The 12,368-nt window shown below is 53.7% G+C and carries 8 protein-coding genes; 2 read left to right on the forward strand and 6 right to left on the reverse strand.

Translation table 11 applies throughout. The annotated features are described in order from the left end of the window. Positions 1-51: 51 nt before the first annotated feature. Positions 52-2,928 carry a beta-N-acetylhexosaminidase gene (locus ACTOVJ_RS01820; RefSeq protein WP_449503917.1) on the reverse strand — a complete coding sequence of 959 codons (2,877 nt, stop codon included), beginning with the start codon at positions 2,926-2,928 and terminating at the stop codon, positions 52-54. Between the two features lie 578 nt (positions 2,929-3,506). Here ACTOVJ_RS01820 and ACTOVJ_RS01825 point away from each other — a divergent pair. Beyond that, entirely contained in the window at positions 3,507-4,448 is a 942-nt protein-coding gene (locus ACTOVJ_RS01825; RefSeq protein ID WP_449503916.1) for a polysaccharide deacetylase family protein, read from the forward strand. Between the two features lie 107 nt (positions 4,449-4,555). On the opposite strand, the gene ACTOVJ_RS01830 is transcribed toward ACTOVJ_RS01825, so the two are convergent. From ACTOVJ_RS01830 to ACTOVJ_RS01850, 5 genes are all read right to left on the reverse strand, one after another. Then, the gene (locus ACTOVJ_RS01830; RefSeq protein WP_449501119.1) at positions 4,556-5,911 is read right to left on the reverse strand and encodes an NAD(P)/FAD-dependent oxidoreductase; all 1,356 of its coding nucleotides are present in this window, start codon (positions 5,909-5,911) and stop codon (positions 4,556-4,558) included. A 374-nt stretch (positions 5,912-6,285) separates the two neighbouring features. After that, on the reverse strand, positions 6,286-7,707 hold the full coding sequence (gene purB / locus ACTOVJ_RS01835; RefSeq protein WP_449504607.1) for an adenylosuccinate lyase: 1,422 nt from the start codon (positions 7,705-7,707) through the stop codon (positions 6,286-6,288). 24 nt (positions 7,708-7,731) lie between these two features. Beyond that, entirely contained in the window at positions 7,732-9,015 is a 1,284-nt protein-coding gene (locus tag ACTOVJ_RS01840; protein ID WP_449503914.1) for an adenylosuccinate synthase, read from the reverse strand. Between the two features lie 87 nt (positions 9,016-9,102). Next, entirely contained in the window at positions 9,103-10,548 is a 1,446-nt protein-coding gene (locus ACTOVJ_RS01845; RefSeq protein ID WP_449503913.1) for a GuaB1 family IMP dehydrogenase-related protein, read from the reverse strand. 223 nt (positions 10,549-10,771) lie between these two features. Next, entirely contained in the window at positions 10,772-11,740 is a 969-nt protein-coding gene (locus tag ACTOVJ_RS01850; RefSeq protein WP_449503912.1) for a pirin family protein, read from the reverse strand. 417 nt (positions 11,741-12,157) lie between these two features. Between ACTOVJ_RS01850 and relB the strand changes: the two genes are divergently transcribed. Continuing rightward, positions 12,158-12,367 carry a type II toxin-antitoxin system RelB family antitoxin gene (gene relB / locus ACTOVJ_RS01855; protein ID WP_449503911.1) on the forward strand — a complete coding sequence of 70 codons (210 nt, stop codon included), beginning with the start codon at positions 12,158-12,160 and terminating at the stop codon, positions 12,365-12,367. The last annotated feature ends 1 nt before the right edge of the window (position 12,368 follow it).

Consider the following 12,368-nt stretch of genomic DNA (forward strand, 5'->3'; position numbering starts at 1 on the left):
CCGGCCCATTTTGCCACGCTGTTCTCGCCCCGAGTACAGCGTGCCGTTATATCAGTGACGACGGCGTACCGCGAGCGCTAAGCCAACGCCAGCCAGAACCAACGCTGCGAGGCCTGCTGTTGCCACAGAGCTTCCAGTCATCGCCAGGTGTGAGTTCGACTGATGCTGCTTGGCTGTCGCTGAATTAGCATCAGTGTTCTTCCCTGTTCCGGTCGTTGTGTCTTTATTCGACTTCCCAGACTTCTGCGAATCTGACTTTGTATTCTTCTGGTCGCTTGTCTTATCGTCTGCGCCCGGAACCGGTGTTGCCGGGGTTAGCTTAGTCCACGGCACGGATACCTTGGGCTTGTCGGGAGCAGGCTGTGTCTCGTTTGGAGCCGGGGTTGTTTCGTCAGTCTTCGGATCCTTCGCCGGAGTATCAAGAGTCAGTTCGGCCTTCGCTGTCGACGGCTTTCCTGGCTTCAGGGCGTGGCGAACTGTGCTTGTCAGTTCAGCGCTCGCCTTATCCTTCGCTCCGTCAGAAACCTTTCCAGTCCAGGCGAACTTTGCCGACTGCTGTGGTTCGAGGATACCTTCCCATGTCACATTTCCAGAAGCGTCGAGTTCGGCTGCAGGAGCTGCAAGCGGTCCTCCGGGGCTGTAGGCTTCAACTTCAAACAAGGAGATACCGTATTCCGGCAGAGAACGCTCAAGCCCAGTGATCTTGATCTTGGTGACCTGCTTTTGCTTCACGTCATGCTCAGCCCAGGAAACACCCTTGCCCGTTTCTCCCGTGAACGTGAAGGTCTCGGTAGTTGGGTCACCCTGAGGGTGGCTGAAGTCCACCGTGTACTTGGTGGCATGTGCGCCTTCCCAACCGAGGCGGAGCTTGACCAGGTCAGTTGGCTCCTTGAAGGTGATCTCGATCCACGGGTTATCAACCTTCGGGGTTGATGACCAGCGTGAGGAGCTCGATACGCCGTCACCGTCGATTGCCTTCGAACCATCAAAATTCGTTTGCGGTTCCACCGAGGACACAGTAGCTGTTGCCCCTTCGGAAGCGAGAGCGACGTTCTTGCCCTTCGTCACGACTGGCGAACCGTCTTTGTCAAGGATGCTGACGGGGATATTCCCAGCCTTCGTGGCGATATTGGTCGAAGTGACCTTCGCCTTGACAGGCATACTTTCCGATGACGTGTTCTTCACGACGCCGGTGAACTCAACCGATGCACCTGACTTGACCTTGCTACCGGAAGCGGGAGTAGTGGTCAGGGTCGACTCACTGCTGACCTTGAGCTGGTCGAGGTTAGCGGGCACAGTTGGCGCATCGCCGACGGCGGTCATCGCTGTCTTGAAAGCATCAACCGAACGGGTATCCCCGGAGTACCACACACGATCTGCGAACGCAGTGTAAGGGCCCTTCGTCTGATCGGCAATTTCATCTTGGGTTAGCATGCCTGGAGTATCTGACCAGATTGCGAATGAAGCGCCACGAAGCCACTCAGGGTAAACAATACTTTGTCCAGCTGGAGGCTTATCTACACCTTTCGGGTACGACTGTGGTCCACCATTTCTTGGTTTTCCTGGGAATCGTCCTGAATGGAAACCTTCGAAAATCTTCTCTGTAGTTGGATGTTGCCAGTATGCACGAGGTTTTAGATTGAGAACCCAGTACATGTATGCATCGTTGTAGTTAATGACTTTGTAGCCTTTTTCAACGAATGTTTGCACATCTGCCATTCCCCAGTGCCACTGAGTCCAGTAGTCAACAGTCACATTCTTATCCAGTGGAACAGTCTGCTTTACATCACTTCTATAAAAGGCATCGTTCCACACACGAATGTCAGTCTTATTATGCTTTTTAAGGTGTTTCACCATGTGATTGATGAAATCAACAAAGCCATCGACGAATAGCTTGTCATCGCCTAGTTTCTGACGCACTCGTTTCGTAACGTCCGGATAACGCTGTTCAGCAGTATCAAATGGGTACTGTTCAGCTTTTCCGAAATGAACGTATTCGTCGGCGCCAAGGTGCCACTTATTGGTGTCCGGGAAAAGCGGTGCAAATTCATCAATAAGTTGCTCAACAAACTCGACAGACTTACTATTCGAAAAATCGAGTCCCCTACGAGCTTCATCAGTATTACCTGGAAGACGAAGCTCTGGGTGCTCTGAAAGCGCTTGACGCATGTGCCCAGGCATATCGAGTGCAGGAATAATCTCCACATGATACTTGGCAGCCTCAGCGAGAATATCCTTCAATTCTGCCTGAGTAATAACTCCATCCTTTGACATAATCTCCGGATGTTTCTTTGACTCGAGTCGGAAGCCTTCATTTTCAGAGAAATGAAGTTGTAGCGCATTCAGCTTCCGGTAGCTCATCTGATGGATGAGATTGAGAATGTATTTTTTATCGTAGTATTTGCGAGCCATATCCTGATGGAAGGAACGCTCTGTAACGTCGGCCCAGTCACGAACTTTGCCTGCCTGCACGCCACCAGCACTCGCCACCGATTGCACAACAGTCTGCTGACCCCAGAAAGCTCCGTCAATCGACTTTCCGGTGACGGTCAGCAGGTCTTTCTTTGAATCAATCGTGTAGCCGTCGTCTTGCTTGACATCGAGTTTCGGATCGACCTTCAACACAATGTCGTCTTTATCCGCTGTACCGTCAACGGCGACGTCGGGGCGAATTTTTCCTTTCACAGCAAGGTCGAGCGCAAGTTTCTCAGCGTCGGCTTTGAGTGAAGAAGGAGCAACAATTTTTGTTTCCTCCGTCAGCCGCCATGGCTCACCTTGTGCAGCATCGAAGTGACGAACGGCTGGGATGACGTCATTCAAACCGCCTCCACTGAGCGGCGCCGCAGCAGCTGGTTGTGTTGCCACAACAGTGCCAAGTGCGAGGGCGAGTGCCGCTGCCGATGCCACCACTGGTTTGTGTGTGGACATAAATTATCCTCTCCCGCTCAGAGCAACGCTGCAACTGAGCTTTTCCAGAGACTTTTTCAGTTATGTAAACCGGTTTTGTTCTTCAACGTCAAAGACCGAAAACCATACGCGGATTTACATCTCGTAGGTTAGCGAACACAGGACATCTCACGCAGTTTTTTGTCAACACTCACAGCACTTTCGCAAAACTTTTCCAGTGAAAACACATTTCTTTGTGTCCATTATTTTCCACATTCAGATAATCGAGAATTTGCCCAACAATGCAAAAAGCTGAGGATAAAGGGTTCCACCCCACCATCACGCGCCCGTCGGAAGGTAAGTAATTCTGTTGCGCAAGCACTGCACGATCTAGAATTGCCAGCAATTTCCCAGTAAAATTTCAGCGCATCCGCTAGCAAAAGAAATTTTTCATTCAGTTACTGAGCAGAAAAATTTCACCACCACACCCACCCGCCCCACAGAACACAGAGCTATAAACTCACGCATATCTCAACCCAGGTCGGTACACTCTTAGGTGCACCTAAAATTTACGGGCGCCGTTCACCCCCGCCCGCTTCCATCGAAATGAAGGGGATGTTGTGAACACACGACGAATTCTCACAACAGCATCGATTGGGCTCCTTACCGTCCTTGCCGCTTGCTCACCCACTCCACAAACTTCCACTGTCGGAACGACATCAGCGAGCTCAGATGCCTCACCGTCCACCACCCCGCAACCGTCAATGACGCAAAGTTCACCTCCGACCTCGACCCCAACCCCAACCCCAACGGATTCAGCATCGCCGACGTCGGCAGCTCGGGGAACAAACCATATTGCCTCAGCAAAGAGCTATGCTTACCCCGCCAAGGACGTCCATGACTGGCTCCTGCGAGGTACTGACTCCCCCACATATCCGAAGAACAAAAAGATCGTCTTTATTACGATGGACGATGGGCCAAACACGTCCACGACTGCGCGCAACTTGGACACCTTCAAAAAAGCAGGTGTGCACGCCACCTTCTACGACGTCGGGTTGTCACTGGGAGATCCTGAGGTTCAAAAGCTGATGAAGCGCCAGTATGACGAAGGCCATGCCGTTGCTATCCATTCGAATAAACACAACTATTCATTCCTTTATCCGGGACGCCACTGCAACCCAACGAATGTGATCAACGACTTTGACATACTCAACGAAAAAATGAAAAAGATTCTCGGCCCTGACTGGTCGTCGAACACCTACCGTTATCCAGGCGGGCATATGTCGTGGAAAGATATGGCACCGTGTGACGCCGCTCTTGAAAAACGAGGCGTGTACTGGCTCGATTGGAACGCTGGCACTAATGATGCAGTGCCACCACGTTCCCAACCAAAAACAACAGACAAGATGCTTAACACGGTGATCCGGACATCTGGTGACAAAAATGTGGTCGTTCTTCTGTCACATGACGCCCGCGGAAAAGAAATGACACTTAAGACAATGCCGAGGATCATCGACTATTTCAAGTCACAGGGGTACGAATTTGGCATCATTGGAGGCTAATTCTCCACAGGATGTTGTTGTGGGGGCGCAGCAAAAGTTTGCTTCGCCCCCACAACAACATCCTGCAGGTTCTCAAGATACCCAACCTGCGGCGACGTGAGACAGACTTACTTTGCGATCGGTTGAACTTCCACATCGTCTGTCAGCAGGTGACCCGATGCGCGCTCCCCAAGAGCCTCAAGTGCGAGACGCCCCACAAGCTGCTGGTTTGTTACCGCGCGTGCACTGCGATGATGAGACAGATAGCTCACTGACCAGCGTACCAATGTGGAGAAACGCGACTTAAACCCGGTCAGAGCGAAAAGATGCAAGCCACACCAGGCGAGCCATGCAAAGAATCCACCCATTTCCAGACGTCCGATCTTTACAACAGCCTTCGATTTGGCAATCGTAGCCATGGAACCCTTGTCTTTGTATACAAACTTTGCTTCGGGTTCACGTCCGGCGAGTCGATCGATGATCGTGCGAGCAGCAAACCGACCAGGCTGGATAGCGCCCTGTGCAACACCCGGCACGCCATCAAGGCTCATCATGTCGCCAACGACGAAGATCTCAGGATGTCCAGGGATCGTCAGATCCTCATTAACGCGGACACGCCCAGCACGGTCAAGCTCGACACCGGTACGCTCAGCCAGCTTCTGACCCAACGGGTTACCAGAAACTCCAGCAGACCACACCTTACAGATCGACTCGATCACCTTTTCATGACCATCACGATCACGCAGAACGACGGTGGAATCGGTCATTCCCACAACCATCTGTCCCATCATCACTTCGACGCCGAGTTTCTCCAGATCGCGCCATGTGCGCTTACCAAGGTTTTCACCAAATGGTGGAAGCGGATGTGCAGCACCGTCAACCAAAATGACGCGAGCCGAGGCAGGATCAAAATGACGGAAGTCGCGGCGCAGAGTCTTTGAGGCGAGCTCACGAATCTGTCCAGCAACTTCAACGCCAGTTGGGCCAGCACCAATGACAACGAATGTCAGGATCTTTTCCCGTTTGGCCGGATCTTGTTCAATTTCGGCTAGCTCAAAAGCGTTCAGGATGCGGGCGCGAAGTTCGAGGGCATCGTCGATCGACTTCAAACCTGGGGCAAACTGCGCGAATTGATCATTGCCAAAGTACGACTGGTTTGCACCTGCTGCGATAATCAATGAATCGTAGGGGGTTCGCTCTTGACGGTTATGATAGCGCCACAACACTTCGCGTGCGTCAGTGTCAATGTCTTCCACCAAACCAAGAACCACGCGAGCGTTCTTCTGTCGTGCCAAAATTTCACGAGTAACGGGCGCAATCTCGCCTGGCGAGAGAATACCTGTTGCTACCTGGTATAGCAGGGGCTGGAAGAGATGATGCGAGGTTTTTGAAATCATCGTGACTTCAACGTCGGCTTTCTTCAGTTGCTTGGTCGCAAAAAGGCCACCGAACCCCGAACCGATCACTACTACTCTATGTGGCACGTCTACTCCTTGCGTGTCATAGGAAAATGCGAACTTAGGTTACCCCAAGTTCTGTTTTATCCAACAGTCATAGCCCCTGTTAAATACCTAACGTTTCACTTGATAGGGTATCCGGTTGTTCAATATTCACAGAGATTCAGTAGCGAAATCGACCATTGCTGTAGTGTATTCAGAGACGATTGCAGCACTACGTGCGGTATTACCCGCGATAAGGAGCGAGTGATCTGCACCTGGAATTTCAAGGGCATCGATGTTTTCAGGCCAGCACGAGCCGCGTCGGAAGAACGCTCATCGCGATCACCTCACCCTTATACGACATGAGACGGCTGGCATAAGGTGCAGGGGCGATTTCAGAGCCAACCCCACACGCGTACTCACACAGACAGCTCGGAGTCTTCTTTGTTCTGAGAGCCGATAACAGCTTTAACCTTCTCCAGATATGCCTCGACTTGCTCAGGGCAACGCCCGATATAGGCACTCGGATCGAGAACTGCCTCGAATTCTTCGGCCGTCATATTAAACTCAGCGTGCGTAGCAAGTTGAGCAAGCAGATCAAAAGGCTCGCCCGCCTTCATTTTCGCCGTCGCCGCAAATGATTCCTCGCGTATTACTTCATGGAGTTCTTGACGATCTCCCCCACGTTTCACGCCTTCCATCAAGATATTCTCTGTGGCAATGAAGGGAAGATAATCACGCACGGCTTTCGCCACAATCGTGTCGTTCACATGCAAACCGAATGTCACATTGGCAGCCAGACGTAAAATGGCATCCGTCGCCAGGAAACCTTCTGGCATCGAAATCCTGCGGTTGGCAGAATCGTCCAACGTCCGTTCGAGCCACTGTGCGCTCGCCGTCGCGCTGGCATTGCCAGCGTTCGTCATCACGTAACGCGCAAGCGAACAAATACGCTCAGTGCGCATCGGATTGCGCTTGTATGGCATCGCACTCGAACCAATCTGGTGAGCCTCAAATGGTTCTTCCACCTGGCGATCATGTTGAAGCAGGCGAATATCTTGTCCCATGCGATAAGCCGCCGATGCTACGCCAGCAAGCGCATTCAAAATTCTCGCATCAAGTGCACGCGGATATGTCTGCCCCGCCACGTCAAAAAGTTCATCAAAGCCGAAGTCGGAGGCAATCGCTGCGTTCATTGCGTCGATCGCTTCTCCGTCGCCGTCGAAAAGTTCCATGAAACTGGCTTCAGTTCCAGTAGTTCCACGGCAGCCGAGGAACTTGATGGACGAGAACACAAAATCGATTTCTTCAACGCACGCCACAAGATCCTGCATCCACAATGTGGCACGTTTCCCCACGGTCACTAACTGTGCTGGCTGGTAGTGCGTATATCCGAGAGTTGGCATCGACTTGTAACGCTGTGCAAAATCTGCAAGATTGGCGATCACTGCCACCACTCCAGCGCGGATCTTTTCCAAAGCACTGCGGTAGATCACGAGGTCAGCATTGTCAGTGACGTAGCAACTCGTGGCACCCAAGTGGATGATTCCGGCCGCGCGTGGGGCAACTTTTCCAAACGCATAGACGTTCGCCATCACATCGTGACGAACCTCAGCTTCGCGCGCGTCGATCACATCCCAATCAATCTCTTCCACCGCTTCTTCAAGTGCAGCGACCTGCTCTGACGTGACAAGACCGTAGGCACTTTGAGCGCGTGCCAAGCTGACCCACAGTTTTCGCCAGGTCTGTACTCGCGTGCGAAGCGAGAACAGCTCTGTCATTTCGTCCGAAGCGTAGCGTTCAGACAGGGGACTGACGTAGCGTTCCTTTGAATGACTCATTCTTCTCTTTTCTCCCGACGTCGTTCAGTCGCGCACGATGTAGGCCTCACGCTGCGCTCCGACGGAGACGTAGCGGATCGGTGCACCAATCTGTTTTTCAACATACTCCACATAGTCACGCGCTTCCTTAGGGAGCTCTTGCCAGGTACGAGCACCGGAAATGTCACATTGCCAACCTGGCAACGTTCGCTCGATTGGGCGTGCGCGATCCAAGTCGCTGGGGAACGGGAAACGATCAGTACGCTGTCCATCAAGTTCATATGCTTCACACACCGGAATTTCCGCCATGTCCGACAAGACGTCCATCTTGGTCAGAGCGATCTCAGTAGCCCCTTGGACTTCCACACCGTAACGAGTAGCCACGATATCGAGCGGCCCCACACGTCGTGGACGGCCTGTTGTTGCACCATATTCGCCACCAGCGTCACGAAGGCGCTCGGCTTTTTCACCATCCCATTCACACACAAAAGGCCCCGCACCCACTGCTGTGGAGTAGGCCTTGACTACTCCGACGACGCGCTCGACCCGCGCGCTAGGCAGGCCAGCGCCGACGGGCGCATAGGCCGCAATCGTGTTCGACGACGTCGTGAAGGGGTGAATACCGAAGTCGATGTCGCGAAGGGCGCCGAGCTGAGCTTCAAACAAGATGCGCTCACCTCGCTCACGGGCTTGCCCGAGTACCTGTGCCGGGTCTGCAAGGAACGGAACAATTTGCATTGCCCATTCATCGATCCAAGCCATAACGTCCTCGAGAGTTGTCGGTTCAGCACCGTAAACACCTTCCAGCGTGAGGTTCTTCCACTCCAAAAGTTCAGCAACGTGCTGACACAGTTGGTCACGGTTTCGCAGCTCGCCTGCAAGAATCGTCTTCTTGACAAATTTGTCCGAGTAGAACGGAGCGATCCCCTGCTTTGTCGAACCGTACTGCTTGTCTGCAAGTCGTGCTTCTTCGAGATTGTCCAGATCGCGGTGCCATGGCAAAAGCAAGGATGCGCGCTCGGAAACAACCAGATTTTCCGCAGTCACTGCCACGCCTTGCTGTGCAACCGAGTCGATTTCGCGCACGAGTTGCTCAGCGTTCACGGCCACACCATTGCCCAGAACATTAATGACACCATCGTTGAAGATGCCCGACGGCAACAGGTGAAGTGCGAACGTACCGTGCTCATTAACCACCGTGTGTCCAGCGTTTCCACCGCCCTGGTAGCGAGCGACAACGTCGTATTCTGCGGCGAGGAGATCGACCATCCGGCCTTTCCCTTCGTCGCCCCAGTTGATTCCGACGATTGCTGCAATCTGATCTGCCATTGTTTTTCTTCTCTCTGTGTCAAGTGCGTTTGTGGGTGGGCGACGGCGCTGCGCCAAAGGACGTTCTCAGGCAGCCGCGTCGGCACCTCACCAGGAAGTGGGAACCGGGGCACCTTCACGGTAGCCCGACGAGGACTGGATCCCGACGATTGCTCGCTCACGGAACTGCTCGATATTGGCCGAGCCTGCATAGGTGAATGAGGAACGTACACCTGAGACAATCTGATCGATGAGGTCTTCAACACCAGGGCGCTCAGGATCAAGGAACATACGACCTCCCGAAATTCCTTCTTCGAAGATTGACTTTCGGGCGCGCTCAAAGGCGGATTCTTTGGCCGTGCGGTTCTTCACTGCACGTTTCGATGCCATTCCGAATGATTCCTTGTAGGGACGCCCGTTAGCATCCCACTGCAGTTCGCCTGGCGATTCGTAGGTTCCGGCGAACCACGAGCCGATCATGACGTTCGATGCGCCGGCAGCCAAAGCGAGGGCGACGTCGCGGGGATGTCGGACACCGCCGTCGGCCCAGATGTGAGCCCCGAGCTTTTTCGCTTCAGCCGCGCATTCGAGAACTGCAGAGAACTGCGGGCGGCCGACGCCGGTTTGCATACGGGTGGTACACATTGCGCCCGGCCCAACGCCGACTTTGACGATGGACGCACCAGCTTCGACCAGATCGCGCACGCCGTCTGCGTGCACCACGTTGCCGGCGACGATCGGGAATTCGGCAGGAACGACTGCACGAACTGCGCGCACAGCATCGAGCATCGTGTCCTGATGTCCATGAGCGGTGTCGACGACGATGAGATCGACTCCAGCCTCTACCAATCGCTTTGCCTTGCCAGCTGGATCACCGTTCATTCCGATTGCAGCACCGATGCGAAGCGTTCCATTTGCGTCCACATTTGGCTGGTAGATCGTGGAACGAACTGCTCCAGCGCGTGTCAGGATACCGACAAGAGCACCGGCGTCGTCAACGATCGGAGCCAGCGGGTAGTGATTCTCTTTAAGGGTCTCGTATGCCTCGCGGGGATCGACACCTTCAGGCAGAGTCAACAAACGGGTGCTCATGACTTCCTTGACCTGGGTGAAACGATCAACACCGGTGACATCATCCATATTGACGATGCCGAGCGGGATTCCTGAATCCGGATCAGCAACGATTGCGGCGCCGTGCGCACGCTTAGGGATCAAGCCGCGAACGTAGCCGCACGTGTGGTGTGGCTTGACCACGACTGGAGTGTCGTAGGTGAGGTGAACGGCTTTCACTTTGGCCACCGTGTCGACGACGACGTCGACTGGGATATCTTGGGGGATAATCACCAGGCCGCCGCGACGCGCCACAGTTTCCGCCATGCGCTTTCCCGCGATTGCCGTCATATTCGCCACCACAAGAGGAATTGTGGTGCCGCTGTTATCAGGAGTTGTCAGATCGACATTGGAACGGGATCCGACCGAGGAACGAGACGGCACCATGAAGACGTCGTCGTAGGTTAATTCGAACTGGGGTTTTGAATCATTCAGGAACTTCACGCAGTTAGTCTATGGAGCGAAGAGAGAGAAAGAAAGAGGTTTTCGCCTTTTGTCTCGCAATTTGAAACTACTTAATCTCACTATTTGAGAATTGGCGCTATTTCGCGGCAGTCTTGATGGCAAAAATGAGCGCTCATTTATTTAGTGCTCACAATATGGAATACCACATTCCATATTGTGAGCACATGGATGGCGCGCTTTTGTGTCCCGCCCCTATTGAGACTTAATCAATGCGCATCTGCGGGCGGGCAACTGGAGCCGGATTGACCCTCGGGCGAATAGGCGTATGCGGCATTTCAGGCGCAGGAAGCCAGCTCGGCCCGTCTTGATGATGGCCAATGTATCCTTCCACCGTTCCAAAACGCCCCGAATGTGTCTGCCATTCCTCGCGTGCGCGCATGATTTCCTCATGCGTGCGCCCGATGAAGTTCCACCACATCACAAGCGACTCTGTAAACGGCTCTCCCCCAATAAGGATGATGCGTGCCTGCGTCTGACCTGTGTTGGCAATGGTCAGCGTTTCTTCGCCGACGCCGGTGTAGGCAAGTTCTGTACGTGCAACTTTCGTTCCCTCGAGTTCCACTTCCCCACAATCGACAAGCACTCCATGTTCAAAGGTCGGTTGCACGTCGATGGTGAGCTGCGCGCCGGCGTCGAGATTGATCTGTGCGCCAACAAGCGGAGTAAAGCAGGTGATCGGGGATGTGCTTCCCATGAGTGAGCCCATGAAAACAAGCGCATGACCGCCGTCGAAGGGCACGGGTTGCGGAACGTAGTTTTCAAAGTTCCGCTCACCTTCGCGGACAGAATCAGGCAAAGCGACCCATAACTGCACGCCATGCAAGGTGGTTGTGGCTTGAGTGGAAGTTTCAGAGTGCGAGATTCCGTGACCTGCGGTCATGAAATTGGCTTCCCCAGGGCGAACGACAGCGTGAAATCCTGCAGCGTCGTTATGCATGATTTGCCCCTCGAACAGCCACGATACCGTTTGCAGCCCCATATGCGGGTGCGGCGCAACGTCCATACCGCCAGTGGATGCAACATCGTCGGGACCATAGTGGTCACAAAAACACCACGCTCCAATCAAGGAGCGTTGGCGCTGCGGGAGCGTGCGCTTGACCGTCATGGCTCGCGGGCCGCCGAGTGGAACGTCGCGAGACGTGATGATCTCTACTTTTGCATGGGTCGTCATGAGTTCCTCCTTGGTTTCAGGATAGCCGACTACGCTGCGCGCTGACACGAGGGCCGATAGCCAATCAACTTGTGCGAGTACCCGTTCTCATTTGAGTTTCCACATCGTTGACCGCCGGGTCGAAACCACTGAGAGTGATGTGTCTGCCACGCCAGTGGTCAATCAACCACCGATCGCGAGTAGCAACTATCAGCGTCCCGTTCCACACAGACAAGGCGACTTCCAATGCCGCCACCCGACTGTGGTTAAGGAATGCCCGCAGCTAAGCATCGCTGCAAGCCGGAACCCGGCTTGCAGCGCTTTGCGAAGCCAAACCGAGTGAGCCATCTGCTGGCGCCTTCTTCCACAGTTATCCTGCGCCTTGTGAGCGATCGTTGAGTTGAATACAATGTATTCAACTCAACGAAGGGATCCCAAATGAACACGATGACTGTCCGGATGTCTGCAGAAGATGCCGCGCTTATCCGGAAGTTTGCAAAATTTGAAGGCATCACAATCTCAGACTTTGCCCGAAACGCAATCCTCGAAAAGATTGAAGATTCCTACGACCTCCAGGAACTTCGGGAGGCGATCGCCAAAGACGACGGTGAACGTTTTAGCATTGACGATATTCTTGGCGAGCTCTAAT

This window comes from Arcanobacterium sp. (ex Cirak et al. 2026) (genome assembly GCF_053585065.1).

Coding starts and splice junctions, on each gene's coding strand:
- ACTOVJ_RS01820 (WP_449503917.1), bottom strand. CDS start 2,928: ATGTCCACACACAAACCAGTGGTGGCATCGGCAGCGGCACTCGCCCTC.
- purB (WP_449504607.1), bottom strand. CDS start 7,707: ATGAGTCATTCAAAGGAACGCTACGTCAGTCCCCTGTCTGAACGCTAC.
- ACTOVJ_RS01840 (WP_449503914.1), bottom strand. CDS start 9,015: ATGGCAGATCAGATTGCAGCAATCGTCGGAATCAACTGGGGCGACGAA.
- ACTOVJ_RS01850 (WP_449503912.1), bottom strand. CDS start 11,740: ATGACGACCCATGCAAAAGTAGAGATCATCACGTCTCGCGACGTTCCA.
- relB (WP_449503911.1), top strand. CDS start 12,158: ATGAACACGATGACTGTCCGGATGTCTGCAGAAGATGCCGCGCTTATC.